This window comes from Bacillus methanolicus, assembly GCF_028888695.1.
In the GTDB taxonomy this organism is placed as follows: domain Bacteria; phylum Bacillota; class Bacilli; order Bacillales; family Cytobacillaceae; genus Bacillus_Z; species Bacillus_Z methanolicus_B.
The window spans coordinates 1,849,862-1,871,862 of record NZ_PNFF01000001.1 but is presented as its reverse complement, the minus strand read 5'-3'; the positions used below and the strand labels follow the sequence as shown (position 1 = coordinate 1,871,862).

General features: G+C 39.4%; 26 protein-coding genes and 1 other RNA gene. 24 read left to right on the top strand and 3 right to left on the bottom strand.

What is annotated here, in order from left to right; translation table 11 throughout:
- Positions 1-188: 188 nt before the first annotated feature.
- The 4 genes from C0966_RS09400 (at position 189) to C0966_RS09385 (ending at position 5,444) form a co-directional block, all read left to right on the top strand.
- Positions 189-2,750: a vitamin B12-dependent ribonucleotide reductase gene (locus C0966_RS09400; RefSeq protein WP_274855145.1), complete on the top strand. Its 2,562-nt coding sequence runs from the start codon at positions 189-191 to the stop codon at positions 2,748-2,750.
- A 209-nt stretch (positions 2,751-2,959) separates the two neighbouring features.
- Entirely contained in the window at positions 2,960-3,631 is a 672-nt protein-coding gene (locus tag C0966_RS09395) for a hypothetical protein (protein ID WP_274855144.1), read from the top strand.
- Positions 3,632-3,805: 174 nt separating this feature from the next.
- Positions 3,806-4,402, top strand: coding sequence for a hypothetical protein (locus C0966_RS09390; RefSeq protein WP_274855142.1), 597 nt, complete (start codon positions 3,806-3,808; stop codon positions 4,400-4,402).
- A gap of 157 nt (positions 4,403-4,559) precedes the next feature.
- Positions 4,560-5,444, top strand: a complete 885-nt coding sequence (locus tag C0966_RS09385) for a patatin-like phospholipase family protein (protein WP_274855141.1) — start codon at positions 4,560-4,562, stop codon at positions 5,442-5,444.
- Positions 5,445-5,536: 92 nt separating this feature from the next.
- Here the strand turns inward: C0966_RS09385 and C0966_RS09380 are convergent, their stop codons facing one another.
- Both C0966_RS09380 and C0966_RS09375 read right to left on the bottom strand, forming a co-directional pair.
- The gene (locus C0966_RS09380; RefSeq protein ID WP_342456727.1) at positions 5,537-5,929 is read right to left on the bottom strand and encodes an SA1362 family protein; all 393 of its coding nucleotides are present in this window, start codon (positions 5,927-5,929) and stop codon (positions 5,537-5,539) included.
- Positions 5,930-5,985: 56 nt separating this feature from the next.
- The gene (locus C0966_RS09375; protein WP_274855139.1) at positions 5,986-6,930 is read right to left on the bottom strand and encodes a DUF1385 domain-containing protein; all 945 of its coding nucleotides are present in this window, start codon (positions 6,928-6,930) and stop codon (positions 5,986-5,988) included.
- A 193-nt stretch (positions 6,931-7,123) separates the two neighbouring features.
- On the opposite strand from C0966_RS09375, the gene C0966_RS09370 reads away from it, so the two are divergent.
- From C0966_RS09370 to ssrS, 5 genes are all read left to right on the top strand, one after another.
- The gene (locus C0966_RS09370; RefSeq protein ID WP_274855137.1) at positions 7,124-7,639 is read left to right on the top strand and encodes a YqhR family membrane protein; all 516 of its coding nucleotides are present in this window, start codon (positions 7,124-7,126) and stop codon (positions 7,637-7,639) included.
- 79 nt (positions 7,640-7,718) lie between these two features.
- Complete coding sequence (gene aroQ / locus C0966_RS09365; RefSeq protein ID WP_274855135.1) at positions 7,719-8,180, top strand: type II 3-dehydroquinate dehydratase; 462 nt, start codon at positions 7,719-7,721, stop codon at positions 8,178-8,180.
- On the top strand, positions 8,167-9,228 hold the full coding sequence (pepQ, locus tag C0966_RS09360) for a Xaa-Pro dipeptidase (RefSeq protein WP_274855133.1): 1,062 nt from the start codon (positions 8,167-8,169) through the stop codon (positions 9,226-9,228). The genes aroQ and pepQ overlap by 14 nt, the downstream gene beginning before the upstream one ends.
- 27 nt (positions 9,229-9,255) lie before the next feature.
- Positions 9,256-9,813, top strand: a complete 558-nt coding sequence (gene efp, locus C0966_RS09355; protein ID WP_004437756.1) for an elongation factor P — start codon at positions 9,256-9,258, stop codon at positions 9,811-9,813.
- Between the two features lie 90 nt (positions 9,814-9,903).
- A non-coding RNA gene (gene ssrS / locus C0966_RS09350) (6S RNA) lies at positions 9,904-10,091 on the top strand.
- An 82-nt stretch (positions 10,092-10,173) separates the two neighbouring features.
- Here the strand turns inward: ssrS and C0966_RS09345 are convergent.
- On the bottom strand, positions 10,174-10,842 hold the full coding sequence (locus C0966_RS09345) for an SIMPL domain-containing protein (protein WP_274855130.1): 669 nt from the start codon (positions 10,840-10,842) through the stop codon (positions 10,174-10,176).
- Between the two features lie 219 nt (positions 10,843-11,061).
- On the opposite strand from C0966_RS09345, the gene spoIIIAA reads away from it, so the two are divergent.
- From spoIIIAA to C0966_RS09270, 15 genes are all read left to right on the top strand, one after another.
- Positions 11,062-11,985: a stage III sporulation protein AA gene (gene spoIIIAA, locus C0966_RS09340; RefSeq protein WP_274855129.1), complete on the top strand. Its 924-nt coding sequence runs from the start codon at positions 11,062-11,064 to the stop codon at positions 11,983-11,985.
- Positions 11,986-12,501: a stage III sporulation protein SpoIIIAB gene (spoIIIAB, locus tag C0966_RS09335; RefSeq protein WP_274855127.1), complete on the top strand. Its 516-nt coding sequence runs from the start codon at positions 11,986-11,988 to the stop codon at positions 12,499-12,501.
- Positions 12,502-12,519: 18 nt separating this feature from the next.
- A complete protein-coding gene (spoIIIAC, locus tag C0966_RS09330; protein ID WP_004435581.1) occupies positions 12,520-12,726 on the top strand; it encodes a stage III sporulation protein AC in 207 nt (68 codons plus the stop codon).
- Positions 12,727-12,740: 14 nt separating this feature from the next.
- Positions 12,741-13,130, top strand: coding sequence for a stage III sporulation protein AD (gene spoIIIAD / locus C0966_RS09325; RefSeq protein ID WP_274855754.1), 390 nt, complete (start codon positions 12,741-12,743; stop codon positions 13,128-13,130).
- Positions 13,131-13,166: 36 nt separating this feature from the next.
- Entirely contained in the window at positions 13,167-14,363 is a 1,197-nt protein-coding gene (spoIIIAE, locus tag C0966_RS09320) for a stage III sporulation protein AE (protein ID WP_274855122.1), read from the top strand.
- 11 nt (positions 14,364-14,374) lie between these two features.
- On the top strand, positions 14,375-15,004 hold the full coding sequence (gene spoIIIAF / locus C0966_RS09315; protein ID WP_274855120.1) for a stage III sporulation protein AF: 630 nt from the start codon (positions 14,375-14,377) through the stop codon (positions 15,002-15,004).
- Positions 14,994-15,662, top strand: coding sequence for a stage III sporulation protein AG (gene spoIIIAG / locus C0966_RS09310; RefSeq protein ID WP_274855119.1), 669 nt, complete (start codon positions 14,994-14,996; stop codon positions 15,660-15,662). Before spoIIIAF ends, spoIIIAG begins: the two co-directional genes overlap by 11 nt.
- Positions 15,663-16,232 (top strand): SpoIIIAH-like family protein, encoded by a 570-nt coding sequence (locus C0966_RS09305; RefSeq protein ID WP_274855118.1) that lies wholly within the window; start codon positions 15,663-15,665, stop codon positions 16,230-16,232.
- A 285-nt stretch (positions 16,233-16,517) separates the two neighbouring features.
- The gene (gene accB / locus C0966_RS09300; RefSeq protein ID WP_274855117.1) at positions 16,518-17,024 is read left to right on the top strand and encodes an acetyl-CoA carboxylase biotin carboxyl carrier protein; all 507 of its coding nucleotides are present in this window, start codon (positions 16,518-16,520) and stop codon (positions 17,022-17,024) included.
- A gap of 13 nt (positions 17,025-17,037) precedes the next feature.
- Positions 17,038-18,396: an acetyl-CoA carboxylase biotin carboxylase subunit gene (accC, locus tag C0966_RS09295; RefSeq protein ID WP_274855115.1), complete on the top strand. Its 1,359-nt coding sequence runs from the start codon at positions 17,038-17,040 to the stop codon at positions 18,394-18,396.
- Between the two features lie 15 nt (positions 18,397-18,411).
- Positions 18,412-18,819, top strand: coding sequence for an Asp23/Gls24 family envelope stress response protein (locus C0966_RS09290; protein ID WP_274855113.1), 408 nt, complete (start codon positions 18,412-18,414; stop codon positions 18,817-18,819).
- 167 nt (positions 18,820-18,986) lie between these two features.
- The gene (gene nusB / locus C0966_RS09285; protein ID WP_274855112.1) at positions 18,987-19,376 is read left to right on the top strand and encodes a transcription antitermination factor NusB; all 390 of its coding nucleotides are present in this window, start codon (positions 18,987-18,989) and stop codon (positions 19,374-19,376) included.
- A 41-nt stretch (positions 19,377-19,417) separates the two neighbouring features.
- A complete protein-coding gene (gene folD / locus C0966_RS09280) occupies positions 19,418-20,287 on the top strand; it encodes a bifunctional methylenetetrahydrofolate dehydrogenase/methenyltetrahydrofolate cyclohydrolase FolD (RefSeq protein ID WP_274855111.1) in 870 nt (289 codons plus the stop codon).
- Between the two features lie 135 nt (positions 20,288-20,422).
- Complete coding sequence (gene xseA, locus C0966_RS09275) at positions 20,423-21,778, top strand: exodeoxyribonuclease VII large subunit (RefSeq protein ID WP_274855109.1); 1,356 nt, start codon at positions 20,423-20,425, stop codon at positions 21,776-21,778.
- A complete protein-coding gene (locus tag C0966_RS09270) occupies positions 21,771-22,001 on the top strand; it encodes an exodeoxyribonuclease VII small subunit (protein ID WP_274855108.1) in 231 nt (76 codons plus the stop codon). The genes xseA and C0966_RS09270 overlap by 8 nt, the downstream gene beginning before the upstream one ends.

Below are 22,001 nucleotides of genomic sequence, written 5' to 3'. Positions count from 1 at the left end.
AGAATTATTTGACCAAAACACAATATATAGTGGCATTAAAAATATTTTTCATACTATATATTGATTTTTTGTGATTGAAGTGGTAACTTAAGGGTAATTCGATAAAACAACTAGAATCAAATCAGCATTCTATTAGCAAAGAAAAACAAAAAAAGAAGTCTAGAAATTAGTTTGAAGGAGTTGTGATCATGTCTGTTGCGTTAGGACAAAAAATGAATATTAACATTGAGCGATTAAACAAGGACATTGGACTTTTTCCTCAAGTGCACCCAATTACCCCTGATATGAAAATCACTCACAAAGGGGTCTCTCGTTTAGTCATGCTTGATCGTTATACTTTCAAGGATACGGAGAAAATCACGTTGACGAACGGAGACTTCGTCGTACTTACCATCAAAGAAGATCCAAAATTTCCAGCCCGTGGATTAGGATTCATTCTTGAAATCGATTGGGAGAACAAATCAGCTAAGGTGTTAGTGGAAGAAGAATTCAGAGGTGTTCTAGATGATCCTGAAGAAGCAAGGACAGGAATTATTATCAGATCTTTGGATGTAATTGAGAAACCGCTTGAAATTTTCTATGAACAAATTGCGAAACGCAACGCAACAGGCTTAGCGGCTGTAGAAAAAACGGAAGAAAAGCGCAAGGAATGGTTTGAAAAGTTTTACCATGAGCTTGTGAATTTAAACTTTATCCCGGCTGGCCGTGTTTTATACGGTGCCGGCTCCGGTACAGATGTCACGTATTTCAACTGCTATGTAATGCCGTTTGTTCAGGACTCTCGTGAAGGAATTTCTGAACACCGCAAGCAGGTCATGGAAATCATGAGCCGCGGCGGCGGAGTCGGCACGAATGGATCAACGCTGAGGCCGCGTAACACTCTGGCAAGAGGTGTAAACGGAAAATCGTCAGGTTCCGTTTCCTGGCTAGATGACATTGCGAAATTAACACACCTTGTAGAGCAAGGTGGGTCCAGAAGGGGCGCGCAAATGATCATGCTAGCGGACTGGCATCCTGACATTATTGAATTTATTATTTCGAAAATGCAAAACCCACGCATTTTACGGTATTTAATTGAAAACACAAATGATGAAACGATTAAGAAACTTGCAAAGGACAAGCTGAAATTTACGCCTTTAACGGAGCAAGAAAAACAAATGTACCAGGGAATTGTTAATTACAAACACATTCCTGGTTATGGCGGATTCAGCGAGAAAATTATCAAAGAAGCAGAAGAAAAATTGAGAACAGGCGGAACCTATACTGTTCATAACCCTGAATTTTTAACAGGGGCAAACATCTCCGTTTGTTTAACAAAAGAATTTATGGAAGCCGTTGAAAAAGACGGCGAATATGAACTTCGCTTCCCGGATGTTGAAAGCTATGATGCTGAAGAAATGAAAATTTATAACGAAGAGTGGCACAAAGTTGGAGACGTGCGCGAATGGGAAAAGATGGGCCATAGAGTGCGCACTTACAAGAAAATTAAAGCGAGAGAGCTCTGGAATTTAATTAACATATGTGCAACATACTCTGCAGAACCAGGAATCTTCTTTATTGACAACGCGAACGAAATGACTAATGCTAAAGCGTACGGTCAGAAGGTTGTAGCAACAAATCCATGCGGCGAGCAGCCTCTTGCACCATACAGTGTCTGCAACCTTGCTGCCGTAAACCTTGCAGAAATGGCTGACAAAGAGAATAAAACCGTTAACTTTGAAAAATTAAAACGCACAGTTGAAATTGGCGTCCGCATGCAGGATAACGTTATTGATGCGACTCCATATTTCCTTGAAGAAAATAAAAAGCAAGCTTTGGGAGAACGTCGTATTGGCCTTGGCGTAATGGGTCTTCACGATCTCTTGATTTACTGCGAAACCGAATACGGATCAGAAGAAGGCAACAAGCTAATTGACAAAGTATTTGAAACGATCGCGACAACGGCTTACCGCGCTTCTATAGAACTTGCGAAAGAAAAAGGAAGCTTCCCTTATTTAGTAGGTGAAACAGAAGAAGAAACAAATCGTTTACGCGAAGCTTTCATCAATACAGGATATATGAAAAAAATGCCTGAAGATATACGACAAGCGATTTTGGAAAACGGAATCCGGAATTCACATTTATTGACCGTTGCTCCCACTGGATCCACTGGTACAATGGTTGGGGTATCTACCGGACTTGAACCATATTTCTCCTTTTCCTACTACCGAAGCGGACGCCTCGGCAAATTTATTGAAGTGAAAGCGGAAATCGTTCAAGAATACTTAGAAAAACATCCGGAAGCAGATGAAAACAATCTGCCGCACTGGTTTGTAACAGCGATGGAGCTATCACCTGAAGCACACGCTGATGTACAATGTGTCATTCAGCGCTGGGTTGACAGCTCGATCAGTAAAACAGTTAATGCGCCGAAAGGCTACACTGTCGAGCAGGTTGAAAAAGTTTATGAGCGTCTGTACCGCGGAGGTGCAAAAGGCGGTACTGTCTATGTAGACGGTTCCCGCGATTCACAGGTGCTGACGTTAAAAGCTGAAGAAAATACCTTTGAAGAATCAGTGGAACAAAAAGAAGAAAAGCAAAAGCAGCACGTTGTTCTAGTTGAAACCATCAACGAACTTCGCTCGACCGATGTAACAATCGGCTCTGAAGTCGGCAATATATGTCCTGTCTGCCGCAAAGGAACCGTTAAAGAAATCGGCGGCTGCAATACTTGCACAAATTGCAATGCCCAATTAAAGTGCGGGTTATAATTAATACGTGAATGAGGATGGAAAAATATTTCCGTCCTCTTTTTTGTATTCGCCCGGGTTTTTTATTGGAATCGAGTGTTTGGAGATAACTGTTTGCCTGGTACACAGGGATAGTCTAATCTCATAAAAAGAGAAATTATGAAATGATTTACTATTTTTAACCAATACAGTACAATAATGTTAATAGTTTGCAAAGGAGGAAACTTAAAATGAAAAAATACCTAATGGTCATATGTCTAGTTTTTAGTCTAACTAGTATGACCGAACTAGTAAATGCAGCTAAAGTAGAACAGAGTCCTGCATTAGAAAAATCTCAGATTACTATTGATAATTTAGTAGGTGCCGATTTTTTAAATATTTATGGATTAGATAAGGGAGATATCGTTAAGGTTTATGATTCGAAAAACAAGCTTTTATTAAAATCAAAGCCTGTAGAGGGTAAAAGTAGGGAACATTGGAGTATTAAGCAGGTAGGAACTAAAGCTGGAACTATTTTTGTTACAGTTACTAAAAAAGGCATGTCTGAAAGTAAAAAAACAAGCATCCAATTTAAAGCAGAACCAAAATTGTCGGGAATTGCTGCTAAAGTGCAAGATATTTTCATTAAAGAAGGTGTAACCATCAATGGTCATAAATATGGTTTTGGTGCAGCCAGCGGTGAAAAGGGTGTATTTATCACTTATGATGCAAATAGAAAAGTAATGCTTTTAGGACGCAATGACAATAGTTACAAGTTAGGTGCTAAAGCATTGGCTCGTTTAGGCCACGGTGATTATGAAACAATTTATAAAATGTTGAAAAATTTCAAAGGAGGATACGATGTTAAGGTGGGTAAATTCTATCTTAGAGGTGGAAGAGAATTAGGTGTAAGATGGAATTAAATATAAAAAAGTCAGCATTTTTTGTTGGCTTTTTTGGATTGCACAGCAAGACGATACTGATACTATGAAATTATCTTTTTTAAAATGGAGACCAAAAAAATTGGTTGCTTTATGTAAGGAAAATTGGTTTTCTCATTCATTTATTTAAGAAGAAAATATTATTTTGGAGGATATATGATTAAGAGACTTTTTCGAAAAAAATCTAGTGAAAAAGAGTTTTGGATGTGGTTCGAGAAGCATTCGGAAGAATATTTTCAATTGGATGAAAGAAAATATGAATTATTATTTAATAATCTTGAGTTACAATTATCGAAGATTAACCATGATCTAACTTTTGAGTTCAGCGCCGATATCAATAAAGGAAAAAGAGAATTTATTATTAGTGCTAATGGAATCGTTTCAGCATTTCCAGATGTCATTAACCTCGTAAAATCAGCACCTAAGTTGGATAAATTTGAAATTATTGCTTTTAGACAACGACAGAGTGGGGAACATGAAATTCGATATAATGAAACCGTGTTAAAAACTGAAAACGTTTTTTTCACCTATATAAGGGACAAGAAAGAAAACTATCTGGATATTATCCTTTATATTAAAGATTACACGGACGAAAATGAAGATTTAGTTGGTGCTGCATTTATAATGCTTGATAGTCTTATTGGGGAATTTGATGTAGGCACTAAATTAGGTGAAATTGATTTTAGACCATATCAAGGCGAACGAAATGTTAGACCAATTATGGAACTACCTAATATAGTTGACAGTTTATGAAAAAGTCCAATTACTTGGATTCAAAAAAATTCCGTTTGATAAGATCCAAATAGTTAAAATGGATAGGAATCGAACTTTTTAACCTGTCCGCCGTACTATTTTCACGTTCACTTGCTTAAAGATGTATCAAGTGACTACATCGACAGGAGTGGCGCAAATGTATATAGACGGCGTTTTTTCCGGAGGGGGCATCAAAGGATTTGCCTTGATTGGTGCAATTGAAGAAGTCGAAAGAAGAGGGTTTCGATTTAAACGCGTTGCAGGAACAAGTGCCGGATCGATTATCGCCGCCTTAGTCATCGCAGGATATACAGGTGAAGAGATTTACCAATTGATCGAAGAACTTGATTTAGAAACTTTCATGGATCCGCGGACGTTCCTCATACCATTTCCAATTGCAAAATGGCTGTTTTTTTATTGGCGCCTTGGCTTATATAAGGGAAATGCTCTTGAAACATGGCTGCAGGAGAAATTAGCAGCAAAAGGATTAAGAACATTTGCTGATTTGCCGCCACAATCTTTACGGGTTATTGCTTCAGATTTATCGAACGGCCGGTTGCTCGTTCTCCCTGATGATTTACAAAAATATGGAATCCATCAAGATACATTCCCGATTGCCAAGGCAATAAGAATGAGCTGCAGCCTTCCGTTCTTCTTTGAACCGGTTAAGCTCAGAACAAAGTCCGGGACGAACATAATCGTTGACGGAGGAGTCTTAAGCAACTTTCCAATGTGGCTGTTTGATAAAGAGCATGTAAAGAAAGTTAGACCAGTTCTTGGAATTAAGCTCAGCCGTAATACGTATGACCTTCCACAGCATAAAATTACGAATGCTTTGCAATTATTTGAAGCGCTTTTTGAAACGATGAAAGATGCTCACGATGCACGATATATCTCAAGAAAACACGAAAAAAATATTATATTCATTCCTACCGAAAGATTCATGACTACCGAATTTTCATTAACAGAAGAAAACAAACAAGCATTGCTGTCTCTTGGACGTAAATCGGCAAAGCAATTTTTTACAAAGTGGAGTTATTAGAAATAATAAAAACGGCAGCTGCTTGTATAGCCAAACATAGAGGCTTCCTGCAGGAAATCCTCAAAATACATCGAACAGAAAAAAATCGACCCTCAAAATGAGGCTCGATTTTTCTTTTTTCCCTTCTTACCTTCAATAACAGTTAGATGGACAGGGGACTTTTTCTTGCTTCTGCTTTGTTTCTTAAACGATGAAAGAGAGCCAACATTTGAACGACGGTTTGATTGCTTGCCATTCTTTTGTGTGAATCTCTTCTTAGACTTTTTTGCGGCTTTAACAAATGCTCGCTGCTCTTGCTTCTCAGGGGTCGATAGGTAAAAGCGTCGGACGAGAAAAAAAACAATACCACCGATCAAAATAATGACAGCTATTCTCTGTAAAAAACCGGCTGGATTTGCAAGCATTCTTTCAACAATTCCTATACTTGCAAGGATAATGAGACCTGTAACAACCAAATTTGCAGTCCGATTTTTCAAGAAAGCCACCTCCCTAAGAGCATGATGAGCATTTTTTCCCTATTTTAAACTTCAGTCCGATACTTTTACACAATTTCCTCCGATTTTAATTGTTCATTTGTTTCTTTTTCCATTCTTAAGAGCTCTTTAAACGAAAGAATTGCAACTTCCACTTGCTCGTCTTTCGGTTCTTTCGTTGTCAACAGTTGAAGCCATAACCCGGGGAGACCGAGATACTTTAATACCGGAATGTTACGGAGCTTATTTGTCAGCTGCAGCACTTCAAAAGAAATACCGAGTACGACAGGGATTAATGCTAATCGATTGATTACCCTTACCCATAAAGGCTCTGTTGGAACGAGCATATAAACAAAAACGCCGATAATCACTGTAAATAAAATAAAACTGCTTCCGCAACGATAATGAAGACGAGAATGGGCTTGCACATTTTCAACTGTAAGCTCTTTTCCGTTTTCATAGGTATTAATTACTTTATGCTCTGCACCATGATATTGAAACACCCTTTTAATAATTGGTGTTAAAGACACAAAATAAATATAAGCCAGAAGCAGCAAAAGCTTAAAAAAACCTTCAACGAGAATTTGGGCGAAATCGCTTGAAAAAATCGGCCTTGTGAGCTCAGCTAAAAAAACCGGAATTAGTGTAAACAGAAATTTTCCGAACAAAAAGGAAATTACTCCGATAGCGGCGACTCCAAGAATCATCGTTAGTTTAGATGTCTTTTGTTCTTTAATTAGATCGTCGTTTTTCGGGTCTAAGTCATATCTTTCCGTTGAAAAATTTAAATGCTTTGATCCGTTGGCACTTGCTTCAATAATCGCAACTATCCCGCGGATAAACGGAATTTTTTTCAAAAATGTAAGAGCTCGATTTGATTTTCGGGGCAGTCGGAAATATTCGATTGATTGATCTTTTCTTCTAATTGCAGTTACGTAATGATGTTTACCCCCAAACATCACTCCTTCGACAACTGCTTGTCCGCCGTAAAGCGGCTTCTGTTTTTGAGACATTTATGTCAACACCAACCTCTACGCGATAAACTTGAACAAAACAGCAAACAATATTTATAAAGCTGTATGTACTTATTTTTATTCTACTAAAAAATGACTAAAATCTCTAGAATGGACAGATATTCTAATGGTTTTTCATTCACGGTGCAAGGAACTTTTTCCTCGGGACATAATAAAAATGGAGGTGTTCTTTATGGCAGACAATCAAAATAAATCCGGGCATGATCAGCGGGAAAAACCGATGTCTTTCATTGCAATGGTTGTTTGGACAGGGCTAATTGGCGGGATATTAATGAGCTCGATCGCCTATCTTGCTTACGTTTTTAATTTTACAGAAATTCACCCAAACGTTATTTTGGAACCTTGGGTTAACGGCAATTGGAAAGAGGAATGGCTCGGAACGGTGATTTCCATTATTTTGATCGGAATTGTATCAATCGGTGCAGCTCTCATATACTATGCTGCATTAAGAAAATTCAAAAGCATCTGGATCGGGGCCGCCTATGGCATTATACTATTTTTGCTTGTGTTCTTTGTTTTAAATCCGATATTCCCCGGAATCAGTCCATTTGGTGACCTAAAACGCGATACGGTTATTACTTCGGTTTGTTTTTACATTCTTTTTGGAGTATTTGTCGGTTATTCAATATCATATGAAGAAAATGAAATACAAAACCGGAGGGGAGAACATGCCGAAACTTCCTCTTAATTGTTCTATCTAGTTAAATGCGAAAAATCTGTGATAGAATATTTTTATTGAACATTACGATATGTGCAGGAGCTGAAAAATGAAGAAAATTTTGTTGCTAAATGGACCAAATCTAAATTTGTTGGGAAAAAGGGAACCTGGGATTTACGGTGAACAAACATTGAGAGATCTTGAAACACGCATGAAGAAAATAGGGGAACAGCATGGAGTAGAAATTTCTTGTTTTCAATCAAACCATGAAGGAAATCTGATTGACAGACTTCATCAAGCGAACGAGGAAAACTATGATGGAATTATTTTTAACCCAGGTGCATATACACATTACAGCTATGCAATTCGCGATGCAATTGCAGGGATATCAGTGCCGGTTATTGAAGTACATATTTCTAACATTCATGCGCGTGAGTCGTTTCGTCATGTATCGGTTACAGCCCCTGTGACAAAGGGACAGATCGTGGGGCTGGGATTAAAGGGCTATGAATTGGCTTTTGAAGCTCTTTTGGAATTAGCGAAGGAGAGAGGATCATATGAAAAAAATTGAAAAATTGCGCTCGGCCTTTGAAAAGCTTGGAATTGATGGGATACTCATTACAAGCCCATATAATCGCCGGTACATGACAAATTTTACAGGGAGTGCCGGAGTTGTTTTAATCGGTAGTGGAAATGCACAATTGATTACAGATTTCCGTTACATTGAACAAGCAACAAAACAGTGTGAAGGCTATGAAATTATTCAACATAAAGGATCCATCCCTGACGAAGTGGCAGAACAAGTAAAGAAATTGGGGATTAAAAAACTTGGATTCGAACAGGACCACTTATCCTATTCATCATATAAAGCATATGAAAAAGCCGTTGGAGCGGAGCTTGTACCTGTATCCGGTGTTGTTGAAAAGTTGCGCTTGATTAAGACGGAATCAGAGATTAAGATATTAAAGGAAGCAGCGGACATTGCTGATGCCGCTTTTAAACATATATTAGAGTTTATTCGTCCAGGGGTTACTGAATTGGAGGTTTCGAATGAGCTCGAGTTCTTTATGAGAAAAGCCGGCGCAACATCATCATCCTTTGATATTATCGTCGCATCGGGTTACCGTTCTGCACTGCCACATGGGGTAGCTAGTGAAAAAATCATTGAAACCGGTGATTTTGTTACACTTGATTTTGGAGCATATTATAAAGGATATGTTTCTGATATCACCCGGACTGTTGCTGTCGGAAAACCTGATGATAAACTGAAAGAAATTTACGATATTGTTTTGGAGGCCCAATTACGGGGAATGGAAGGAATAAAGCCAGGCATGACCGGAAAAGAAGCGGATGCTTTAACAAGAAACTTTATTGCCGAAAAAGGTTATGGAGAAAACTTTGGGCATTCGACAGGCCACGGCATTGGGTTGGAAGTTCATGAAGGCCCTGCATTATCCATCAAGTCCGATATTGTATTAGAACCGGGAATGGTCGTAACCGTTGAACCGGGAATATACATACCTGGCCTCGGCGGTGTCCGTATTGAAGACGATACATTAATAACAAAGGATCATAATGAAACGCTGACTCACTCAACAAAAGAGCTGATTATTCTTTAAACGTATGTATGTAGGAGGAAACTTAACATGATTTCTGTGAACGATTTTCGTACAGGATTAACAATTGAAGTAGACGGGGGAATTTGGCGTGTTCTTGAATTCCAACACGTAAAACCGGGAAAAGGCGCTGCATTTGTACGTTCCAAACTTCGCAACCTTCGAACTGGTGCGATTCAGGAAAAAACGTTCCGTGCCGGTGAAAAAGTGGAGCGGGCACAGATCGATAACCGCAAAATGCAATACCTCTATGCAAACGGCGACCAGCATGTGTTCATGGATAACGAAACTTATGAGCAAATTGAATTGCCTGCTTCTTCAATTGAACATGAATTAAAGTTTTTGAAAGAAAATATGGAAGTATATATTATGATGTTCCAGGGAGAGACACTCGGAATTGAATTGCCGAACACAGTTGAACTTGAAGTAATAGCAACAGAGCCTGGCATTAAAGGTGACACAGCTTCAGGCGGATCAAAACCAGCAACTCTTGAAACAGGTTTAGTTGTTCAAGTTCCGTTCTTTGTGAACCAAGGCGACCGTCTTATCATCAACACAGAAGATGGCTCTTACGTTTCCCGGGCTTAGTAAAATTAAGAAATTTCGGGAAGTGAAAGGATTTAAAACCAATTTTTATCACTTGCAAATCTGCAAGTGATTCTGTAGAATAGTAAATACTTAAGGCTGAGTTGTTCGTTAGTGTATGAAGTTTCAACCTTTGACTTATTAAAGGGAGTCCTACATCAAAACCGGAACGGCATGCCTCCCACCTTGGCTTGAGGACGCTGCGAACGTTTTTGCGGACACCCACCTGGTGGAGCAGGTTTTGAAACTCCATATTGATCGGCGGCAACAGCGGCTTTATATTTTTTAGATGACAACCGGTTCATTCATATGAACCGGTTATTTTATTGCAGAAAAAATCTTCTCTCATCTTAAAAGGTCCATTCAATAGAAGTACTGATATTCAGCACGAACAACAGCAGAGATCGTTAACTTGCCTGCTTCAATTGGAACAGTTGAGACACCTTTTACCATAGCTGTTGTAAAAAAGGGAATCGGTTTTGGCGCTTGGCTTTCCTCAATTACTTGCCTGGGAGTTTTGATAAGGGTTACTCCAAGTGAACCGGCAATTGTTTGTGCTTTTAACAAGGCGTTTTGTACTGCACTTGCTAAAGCCTTGTTATAGTAAAGTATTGGGTCTGAAACCGAAAAATCAATGTTATTAACCGTGTTAGCCCCGTTTTTCACCGCAGTATCCACTAACCTTCCAACTTGATCCACTCGGTCAATCGTAATTTTCAATAAATGGGTCACCTTGTAGCCTATAAAAATTTGTTTTCCGTCTTCATAACGATATTGCGGTTCAGCCCTATAATCAAAAGTTTGAATATTTTCTCTCGGTATCCCCAATTCAAGAACCGAACCAATTACCCTTGAAATAGCTTCTGCATTTTCAGATTGAGCTTTTGCCAAATCCTGATCTTCTGTTGTCGTACCAAGAATCACAGTTGCTCTGTCAGGCCGGGCGGAAATGCTTCCTTCTCCAATTACTTTCAAAATATTTTTATTATTTCGTTGGCCTGTTCCCCGATAAATCGGCTGATGATAATGCATCTTCTTCCCACCTCATCCCTTCAACATTTCCTTTCCATAAAATGTACGGCATTGGCCTTTGATTCATTCATTTAAATTCCGTGCTAAATTCATTGCCAAGCTTTCATTTATTAAAAGTCATAATGCGGCCAAGCAGGCATACATTTTAATTAGTAAGAGGACACTTTCAAGCCTGAAAACAAAAGCGGAGACAAATCATTCCGGGAGGAGGAGTCAAATTTGGAAACTGTTATCAACTTTTTGCCGAAATCAATTGCAGAAAGACTCGAACAAATCCCTTCTTTTCGACAAAAAGAAATAGAAGAAATCCGCGTCCGTATTAACAGGCCTTTAGAAGTAACAATGAAAGGAACCTGCATGTTTTTGTCATACACTGTTCAACCGGAAGATGCTCTGCAGCTTTTGAATAAAATTAGCGGCTATTCAATTTACACACTTGAAGAAGAATTGAAAAGGGGATATATCACAATCTCGGGCGGGCACCGGGTCGGCCTTGCCGGAAAAGTCATTCTTGAAAATAGCCAGGTGAAAGCGATCAGAGATATTTCATCCTTTAATATCAGAATTGCCCGAGAAAGAATTGGAATTGCGGATCGCCTCGTTCCCTTTTTATTTAATAATGGCTGGCTCCATACAATGATTATTGGGCCGCCGCAGACAGGAAAAACAACCCTCCTTCGTGATATTGCCAGAATCATTTCAACTGGAAATGAAGACCTTGGGTTCGGTGCATCCAAAGTTGGAGTTGTGGATGAACGTTCAGAAATCGCCGGATGTGTAAAAGGCATCCCTCAGCTTACATTCGGAAACAGAATCGATGTTCTTGATGCTTGCCCAAAGGCTGAAGGAATGATGATGATGATCCGTTCGATGAGTCCGGATGTCCTCGTTGTCGATGAAATTGGGCGGGAGGAAGATGCCCTTGCCATTATGGAAGCTGTCAATGCAGGGATAAAACTGATTATGACTACACATGGCAGTTCCCTGGAGGAAGTTAGAAAGCGCCCTTCCCTAAAAAACATTCTTGAACAGCAGATTTTTCAGCGGTTTATTGAATTAAGCCGCAAAGATGGTCCAGGAACAGTGACTTTCATAAAAGACGGAAGCGGTGAAGTGATTACTTCAAAAGTGAGAGTGACTTAGATGATGAAAATAATCGGGGCTCTATTGATTATTGTTGCCACTACTTGGACTGGTTTTGAAGCATCAAGGCATTTAAGCGAAAGGCCAAGGCAGTTGAGGCAATTAAAATCAGCTCTTCAATCATTGGAAGCGGAAATCATGTTCGGGCATACTCCGCTTCATGAAGCTGCCAGGCGATTGGCCCAACAGCTCTCTAAGCCTTTATCATGGTTTTTCGAATCCTTTGCAAAACGGTTAACAAATTCAGAAACAACAGTAAAAGATGCATGGGAAGAAAGCATGGCGGAAATATGGAAATTTACAGCTTTTAAACAAGGTGAATTTGAAATTATGAAACAATTTGGCGAAACGCTCGGCCGCCATGACCGCGTGTCCCAGCAAAAACAAATCCAGCTGGCTCTTTCCCATTTGGAACGGGAAGAAGGAGATGCCAGGGACAAACAGGCAAAATACGAAAAAATGGTGAAAAGTCTCGGATTTTTGTCCGGATTATTATTAATCATTTTGCTTATGTAGCGTTTAGGAGGAGAAACGATGGGTTTAGAGGTGGATGTAATATTTAAAATTGCCGGTGTTGGAATTGTCGTTGCCTTTTTGCATACAATACTCGACCAAGTTGGGAAAAAAGAATATGCCCAATGGGTTACACTTTTTGGTTTTATTTATATTTTGTTTATGGTTGCATCGATCGTCGATGATCTTTTTCAAAAGATTAAATCCGTGTTCCTATTTCAGGGGTAAAGGGGGGCTCTCCCATTGAAATCATCAAAATAGCAGGAATTGCGCTCATCGCCACTTTCCTTGCTCTGATCGTAAAAGAACAGAAACCAAACTTTGCTTTCTTATTAATTGTTTTTGTCGGATGCACGATCTTTTTATTTCTAGTCGATAAAATTAATGAAATTATCCATATGATTGAAAAAATTGCTGTTAATGCGAATGTCAATCTTATCTATGTTGAAACCATCTTGAAAATCATTGGCATTGCATATATTGCCGAATTTGCCGCACAGATTACGAAGGATGCCGGGCAGGGCGCCATAGCTTCAAAAATTGAACTCGCAGGAAAAATCCTCATTCTAGCTATGGCAATTCCAATCTTAACGGTTTTGATTGAAACGATCATTCAAATGGTTCCGAATTAATCACAGCAATTTTCCTTCAATGGAAGAGGTGTAATAATGAAGCAGATATTGCAAGTTTTATCCATTGTCATACCTTTCTTTTTTTTGATCGTTCCGGTTGTACAAGCCTCTCCGGAACAAGTAGAAACCGGAGAATTACCTGATACAGAAATGCTTGTCGATTCACAGCTGGAAAATCTAAATATCGATGAATTGAAGGGATTTTGGGAAGATATTATTCACCAGTATGGCGGGTTTTTGCCTGAAAGCCAAAAGGGCAGTTTGTATGAGTTTATAAAAGGAGAGAAAAAATTCTCTTTTGAACAATGGATTACCGGGATTGTGAAATTTGTTTTTCATGAATTTATCGTGAATGGAAAACTGCTTGGTTCTCTGATTTTACTGACGATATTCAGCATGTTTTTGCAGTCTTTGCAAAATTCATTTGAAAACAGCACAATCAGCAAAGTTGCGTATTCGATCGTTTTTATCGTGCTGATCATTATTGCATTAAACAGTTTTCACGTTGCGATAACTTACTCAAAAGAAGCGATCGGATCAATGATTGACTTTATCTTTGCCCTAATACCTCTCTTGCTCGCGCTGATTGCTTCATCAGGCGGGGTAATTTCCGCGGCTTTTTTCCACCCGGTTATTCTGTTCTTAATGAACACGAGCGGGCTTGTTATTCAAAATATTGTTCTCCCGCTTTTGTTTTTATCAGCATTGTTAAGCATTGTCAGTATACTGACCGAGCATTACAAAGTCACACAGCTTGCCCAAATGCTCAGGAATTGGAGCATCGGCTTGCTTGGTTTATTTTTGACTGTCTTCCTTGGTGTAGTATCTGTCCAGGGTGCTTCAACTGCAATTACGGACGGAGTAACGATTAGAACGGCTAAGTTTCTTACGGGGAATTTTATTCCGGTTATTGGAAAAGCATTCACGGATGCGACAGATACAGTCATTAATGCATCTGTTCTTTTAAAAAATACAGTGGGGATAGCCGGGGTCGTCATTTTATTGTTAATTGCTGCGTTTCCTGCACTCAAAATATTGATGATTGCATTTATATACAAATTTGCCGCGGCCATTTTACAGCCGCTTGGCGGCGGTCCGGTAATAGCGTGCCTTGATGTGATCAGCAAGAGTGTTGTTTATGTATTTGCCTCATTGGCAATCATATCGCTTATGTTTTTTTTAAGCGTTACCGTTATCATTGCCGCCGGAAACTTAACGATGATGGTGAGATAGGAGGGAGAATGATGAATTTTTTAAAGGAATGGGTTACAAATATCATTCTCTTTATTTTACTGGCAACGGTCATCGATATGCTTCTCCCTAACTCGAATCTTCAAAAATACACAAAGATCGTGACCGGCTTGCTGTTGATTGCGATTATTTTAACGCCTGTGCTAAAGCTATTTTCCAAAGATTTTGAAACAGCTATGGCATCCATCGCTCTTGTTGAAAATCCGGGAGAAAAAAATATGGAAAATTTAATAGAAATGAAGAAAAAAGAAATACAAGTTTCTCAACATGCATATATTTTAGAACAAATGGCTGTCCAGTTAGAAAAGGACGCAGAGGGGGAATTGATGGAACAGTACGGCATGGAAATTACTAAAATTGATTTTTTAGTAAATGAAGATGACAAGAGTGCATTTCCGGAAAATTTGGAAAAAATAGTGGTCCAGTTGCGCCAGACAAAAGAACAATCCGGAGCAATTGAAGTGGTAAAAAAAATAGAAATTAATACAAAACATCCTCTTCCATCAGAACAGCCTGCCGAAACGAAAAAAATCACTTCTTTTCTCTCGCAAAAATGGAATATGAAAGATGAAGTTATTGAAGTAATGATAGAAGGGGGGATACCGGAAGAGAATGAACAATGATAAAGGACCGCTGACTTGGCTTAAAAATCTCTTTTCGAAAGAAGGACATTCAGAAAAAAAACCTGGAAAATATCATTATTTACTTCTCGTTCTTTTGTTTGGTGCAGCGATTATGCTCATTAGCAATATGCTTTACAGTGGGAATGCTTCAACGCCAGATATGCAGGTTTTTAACAATAAAGAAGCAAATAAAGCAGAAGAGGTTCCAGCCTTTGGACAAAAGAAATCAGAAAAAAAGAGTTTGATGCAGCATTATGAAGAAGCATATGAAACTCAGTTAAAAGAGGCATTGGAAGGCATCCTTGGCGTAGATGATGTCACCGTTGTAGTCAATGTGGATGCGACTGAAAAACAGATATTAGAAAAAAATTTCGTAACACAGTCTCAAACGACAACCGAAACGGATCGGGAAGGCGGAACACGAAAAGTAGAAGATGCTTCTAAAGATGAACAATTGGTCATCGTCCGCAACGGAGAAAAAGAGATTCCGATTGTCGTTGAAACAAAGAAACCTGAAATTCGCGGAGTTCTTGTTGTGGCAAAAGGGGCAGACAACATTCAAATAAAAAAATGGATAATTGAGGCTGTAACGAGGGTTCTGGATGTACCAAGCCATCGGGTTGCGGTTATGCCGAAAAAATCGAAGGGGGATTCATAAATGTTATTGAAAAAGCAAACAGTTTGGCTATTAACAATGTTAAGTTTGGTGGTTGTTTTATCTGTTTATTACATTACATCGCCGGAACAAAACAGCAACGGAGTGGCTGGAATAGAACAAAAGAGCGATGGTCCTAAATCAGCGGTAAAAGGCGAAGAAAATGAAATGGCAACTTCTCAAACCGATCAAGGAACCAAGATTATATCTGAGACGGCCAGCGATGAAGTGTTTGAAGCGTTAAGGATGGATCTTGACGATCAGCGAAGCAAAAGGAAAGAGCAGCTTGAAGAAATTGTTGGCTCTACAGACCTTCCAACGGAAAAACGCAATCAGGCATATGACGAAATGAAAAAGCTCGACGAAATTGCCTTAAAAGAGGAATTGCTTGAATCATTAATAAAAGCAATGGACTATGAAGATGCTTTAGTTCGCGTAGACGGAGGCCAGGTGAGAATTACCGTTAAAGCAGATAAGCTTTCTCCATCTGCTGCAAATGAAATCATCCAAATGGTGAAACAAGAAATCAACGATTTGGAACATGTGGCAGTGAAATTTCAGCCGAAAAAATAAAATACTGGAAAATCTATAGGGAGAGCCCTTTGGATCGGGCTTTCCTTTATTTTTGTTGGATCTTCAATTATTTCAACTGAATCTGCGGTTTTATATTTCGCATTCCATATATTGTTTCCCTATTGTTCATGATAATCCTTTTAAAAAAACCGCAATTGTTCTAAAAAATATTTGTAAATGGAAGACTGAAAAACAACCATACATTTATGATATTGAACTTGCATTATGTATTATCGTATGATGTTATTAGTTAGTCTTAATTTTTGAATGACTGAGGTGTAAAAAATGCTAAAAGTCCAAGAAATTCGCGAACTGATAAAACTTATTGACAAATCAAGCATTGAAGAATTCGTATTTGAACATGAAGGTTCAAAAATAAAATTGAAAAAAAGCAGTACTGAAACGATTGCTGTTTCCCAGCCTGTTTTACAAACAACTGTTAATGAAGCGCCAAAACCGCCGGCAGAACCGGTTCCGGTTGTGCAGGCCGAAGTAAAAGCAGCAGAGCCGAAAGAGGAATTGAAGCAAGAGACTGCCGCTGATACATCGAATTTACATAAAATCACATCTCCTATGGTTGGTACTTTTTATCAAGCACCTTCTCCAGATGCTGAACCATTTGTCAAAAAAGGGTCAGTCGTCACGAAAGATACTGTTGTGTGCATTATCGAAGCCATGAAGCTGTTTAATGAAATTGAGGCGGAGGTAAACGGTGAAATAGTTGAAATCCTTGTGAAAGACGGACAGCTTGTTGAATACGGCCAGCCTTTATTTTTGGTAAAACCTGAGTAAGGAGAAAATAAGTATGATAAAAAAATTATTGATTGCCAATAGAGGAGAGATTGCTGTCCGTATTATCCGAGCTTGCCGAGAAATGGGGATTGAATCTGTTGCCGTCTATTCTGAAGCAGACAGGGATTCTTTGCACGTGCAGATGGCCGATGAAGCATATTGCATTGGCCCGACCGCATCAAAGGACAGTTATTTGAACTTTACGAATATCATCAGCGTCGCCAAGCTGACCGGCTGTGATGCCATCCATCCGGGGTATGGTTTTCTGGCTGAAAACGCTGATTTTGCAGAGCTTTGCCGGGAAGTAAATATTACTTTCGTCGGACCGAGCCCTGAAGCGATAACAAAGATGGGTACGAAGGACATTGCCAGAGAAACGATGAGGGAAGCAGGAGTGCCTATTGTTCCGGGATCGCAAGGCATTATTAAAAGTCCTGAAGAAGGAGTAGAATTGGCGAAAAAAATCGGTTTTCCGGTAATCATTAAGGCAACTGCCGGAGGAGGCGGAAAAGGGATCCGCGTTGCAAGGACCGAACAGGATTTGATCAAAGGGATTAATATCACCCAGCAGGAAGCTTTAACGGCATTCGGCAATCCAGGAGTATATATTGAAAAATATATTGAAGATTTTCGCCATGTTGAAATTCAAATTCTTGCGGATTCATATGGAAACGTTATTCATCTTGGAGAAAGAGATTGCTCAATTCAACGGCGCCTGCAAAAACTGTTAGAAGAAACGCCGTCGCCGGCCCTTGATGGCGAAATCCGTGAAGAAATGGGTACTGCCGCAGTAAAAGCTGCAAAGGCGGTTGATTATACAGGCGCAGGCACGGTAGAATTTATATATGATTACCGCAATCGCAAGTTTTATTTCATGGAAATGAATACGCGCATTCAGGTGGAACATCCTGTTACGGAAATGGTGACGGGTGTTGATTTGATTAAAGAACAAATTAGAATTGCTTCAGGTGAAAGGCTGAATTTAAAACAGGAAGATGTAACCTTTAATGGTTGGGCTATTGAATGCCGCATAAATGCTGAAAATCCTGAGAAAAATTTCATGCCATCCCCTGGAAAGATTAATATGTATTTACCGCCTGGAGGACTTGGCGTGCGCATCGATTCTGCCGCTTATCCGGGTTATTCCATTCCGCCATACTATGATTCAATGATTGCGAAAGTGATCACATATGGAAGTACGCGTGAAGAAGCAATTGACCGAATGAAAAGGGCGTTGAGCGAATTTGTGATCGACGGGATTCATACGACCATACCATTCCATTTAAGGCTGCTCAACCATGAAAAATTTGTGGAGGGTCAATTCAATACAAAGTTTCTTGAAATGTATGATGTGATGAAAACAGACGATTAATCGGAGGTGCCATAAATGACCGAGAATCAAATTCTTGAGATGAATCAAGAAAATACGGGCTTAGGGAAAGTGGAAATTGCCCCTGAAGTGATTGAAGTAATCGCAGGAATTGCCGCTTCAGAAGTAGAAGGAGTTTCACAAATGCGCGGCAATTTTGCAACAGGTGTCGTCGAACGTCTTGGAAAGAAGAGCCACGGCAAAGGCGTTAAAGTCGAATTAACGGAGGACGGCATAAAGGTAGATGTGTATTGCATTATGAAGTTCGGCGTCTCCATCCCGGCTGTTGCCCAAAAAATTCAAGATAATATCCGCCAAGCGCTCTTGAACATGACTGCCCTTGAAGCACAGGAAGTCAACATCCATGTTGTCGGAATTCAATTCGAAAACCAAAAGGCTGAAAGCGATTACGAACAAGAAATGTAATAAGAAATGCGCAAACAAAACCAAAGGCAGATGATGCCTTTGGTTTTTCTTAGTTTTAAAGGTAGTTTAATGAAAAATATTATTCCGAACGAATGCAGACGGCCTTCACTTATGCTATTATCTTGTTATGAAAAGTGGACATACTAGCCGAAAAGGAGCATAACAGAATGAAAAGACGCACAGCCAGAGAAAAAGCATTGCAGGCATTGTTCCAAATTGATGTAAGTAATGCGGAACCTGATGCAGCGATAGAACATGTATTGGAAGATGCCCGGGGTGATGAATATTTAACCCGATTGGTAGAAGGAACTGTTCAAAACCGTGATGAAATAGATGAAACGATTAAAAAACATCTTGAAAAATGGACATTGGAACGGCTGGCAAATGTGGACCGGAATTTGTTAAGGATGGCAGTATTTGAATTAAAATATTGCCGTGATGAGGTTCCGGCTAATGTTGTACTTGATGAGGCAATTGAAATTGCGAAAATTTATGGTGATGAACAATCCAGCAGATTTATTAACGGTGTTCTTTCGAAAGTGAAAGATAGTTTATAAACAGCAAACGAATAAAATTTTTAAAAAGCGGAGGAAAGATCATGACAGCTCAAATTATTAACGGAAAAGACATTGCCAAGAAAAAAAGAAGCGAAATTGCTAAAGAAGTTGACGAATTGAAAAAAAATAATGTGACACCCGGTTTGGCAGTCATCCTTGTCGGAAACAACCAGGCATCAAGAACATATGTGACAAGCAAGCAAAAAGCCTGCCAAGAACTTGGGATGCATTCTTTGTTAATTGAGTATCCAGAAACAGTTCAAGAATCAGAATTGTTAAGTAAGATTGAAGAATTAAATCATGACGATACCATCCATGGAATTCTCGTTCAGCTGCCTCTTCCTGACCATATAAATGAAGTGAAAGTGATAGAGACAATATCGCCTGATAAAGATGTAGATGGTTTTCATCCCATCAATATCGGGCGGATGATGACAGGGCAGGATGCCTTTTTGCCTTGTACGCCGTATGGGATCATGGTTTTGCTTAAGGAAATGGGGATTGACGCAGCCGGGAAAAATGTCGTTGTGGTCGGCCGGAGCAATATTGTCGGTAAGCCATCAGGACAATTGTTCCTTAATGAAAACGCAACTGTTACATACTGTCATTCAAAAACGAAAGATTTAAAAGCACACACCAAAAACGCTGATATCCTTGTAGCCGCAGTAGGTAGGGCCAATTTTATTACGGCCGACTATATTAAGGAAGGTGCGGTAGTAATTGATGTAGGGATCAATCGGAATGAAGAAGGAAAACTGTGCGGAGATGTTGCCTTCGAGGAAGCAAAGGAAATTGCCAGTTATATCACCCCTGTACCTGGAGGGGTCGGACCGATGACGATTACGATGCTTATGTATAACACTTTGAAAGCAGCGAAAAACTTTCAATCAAAGCTGCAAAAAATAAAATAAAGGTAGATGAAATAAGTCCCTTTTCTATTTGAGTTTTTATTCCTTTCCGTCCTAGCACTAGGTGACGGAAATAGAATCTGATTTTATAATAGAAGGGGACAGTTTTTTTATTTGTAATGATAGAAGGAGCTTTCTATGAAAGAAACGCGTTATTTAACGGTTAACGCTTTAACAAAATATATTAAAAGAAAATTTGATGCCGATCCACATTTGCAGGATGTTCTAGTTAAAGGGGAAATTTCAAATTTTAAACAGCATTCGAGCGGCCATATGTATTTTACATTAAAAGATGAAAAGGCACGAATTCTTGCCGTTATGTTTACGAGTTATAATCGTTTTATGAAATTTATTCCTGAAAATGGGATGAAAGTATTAATTAGAGGCGATATAACCGTTTACGAACCGAGCGGCCAATACCAGATTTATGTGAAAGACATGCAGCCCGATGGGATTGGTGAATTGTACCTTGCTTTCGAGCAGCTGAAGGAAAAGTTGGAAAAAGAGGGGCTGTTTGATCCTGCTGTGAAAAAAGAGATCCCAAAATATCCGAAAATTGTCGGTGTCATAACTTCACCAACGGGAGCGGCGATCAGGGACATTTTAACGACAATTAAAAGACGGTATCCGATTGCAAAAATTTTTATTCTTCCTGCCCTCGTACAGGGTGAACAGGCAGGGCGTTCCATTTCAAAGGCGATTGAATTGGCAAACGAAAGAGCAGAAATTGATGTCTTAATTGTCGGAAGGGGCGGCGGCTCCATCGAAGAGCTCTGGGCATTTAATGAAGAGATCGTGGCAAGAGCAATATTTGCTTCGAAAATACCAATTATTTCGGCAGTCGGGCATGAGACAGATTATACGATTGCAGATTTTGTTGCCGATCTCAGGGCACCGACTCCGACGGCAGCCGCCGAGCTTGCTGTACCACATATTGATGAACTGATGGAAAGAATTATGAACAGGAAAACCCGCCTTTTAAGAGCAATGAAAGAGCGAATCGGGATTCATAAAGAGCAGTTAACGCGAATTCAGAAATCGTATGCGTTCAAGTATCCGCAAAAATTATATGAACAGAAGCTTGAACAGCTTGATAAGCTGACGGAACAGCTGATGAAAGGGGCACGCAATATCTTTGGCTTAAAAGCCGAGCAGCAGGACCAGCTGCTAAAAAGGCTTGAACGAAATCATCCGGCCCAACTGATGCAATCAGCTAGAGAGAATCATCTAAGGTTAAACCGATCGCTAAACAAGGCGATGATGGGAATTCTAACCGAAAAGCAGAAAGACTTTCAATCTGTTTTGTCGACATTAGAAGCATTAAGTCCGCTGAAAATCATGGAGCGGGGATACAGTTTAACATACACCGATGATGGAAATCTCATAAAAAGCGTATCAAAAATTGAAAATGGCGAATCTATTCAAGTCAGGTTATCTGATGGACATTTATTTTGCAAAGTGACCGGAAAGAAAGTGAGTGAAAATAATGCCTGAAAATCATTTAACATTTGAAGAAGCAATGGAAAAGCTTGAGAGTATTGTTGAGCGGCTTGAAGAGGGAGATGTTCCGCTGGAAGAAGCAATTTCCATTTATAAACAAGGAATGGAACTTTCAAAACTTTGCCATGATAAGTTGAAGAACGTTGAAGAGCAGTTAACGCAAATATTAACAGAAGATGGGAAAACTGAAAACTTCTCTTTCCAAGAGGAGGAGTAA